Annotated in this window: 1 protein-coding gene; it reads right to left on the bottom strand. The window is 30.3% G+C overall.

Annotated elements, in window-relative coordinates:
• Nucleotides 1-107 precede the first annotated feature (107 nt).
• Entirely contained in the window at nucleotides 108-374 is a 267-nt protein-coding gene (locus J8281_RS19155) for a SemiSWEET family sugar transporter (protein ID WP_203256066.1), read from the bottom strand.
• Nucleotides 375-403 lie beyond the last annotated feature (29 nt).

Genomic DNA, 403 nt, shown 5'->3' with positions numbered 1-403 from the left:
AAGAAAAGTAGACTACTTAATCTACCTTACCTCCTTACAACAGACAGTAAAAAACGACAGAAGTAGTCTTAAACATCAATCAAAAATGATCTATATTAGTAGTGCATCTATTGCTTTCCATATTTCAATTTATAGTATAGCAATAGTAGTGTGGATACCACAGTAATAGTATTGGCAAAAATCATTGAATAACTATTTCTTAAAATCCCATATATAAGCCATAATATGATGCCAATAAAAAACAGAATTAGCATAGGCAATGATAAGCTAGAAACATCTTTGGTTTTGTAGGTTTTGTATACTTGTGGTAAAAATGCAATTGTTGTAAGTACTGCTGCACCAAAACCTATTGCTTCATTTACATCAAAACCCATAATTTATTCACCTTGGGTTTTAGTTAATG

The sequence above is a fragment of the Aquimarina sp. U1-2 genome, assembly GCF_017897595.1.
Taxonomy (GTDB): domain Bacteria; phylum Bacteroidota; class Bacteroidia; order Flavobacteriales; family Flavobacteriaceae; genus Aquimarina.
This window is presented reverse-complemented; position numbering and strand designations above follow the sequence as displayed.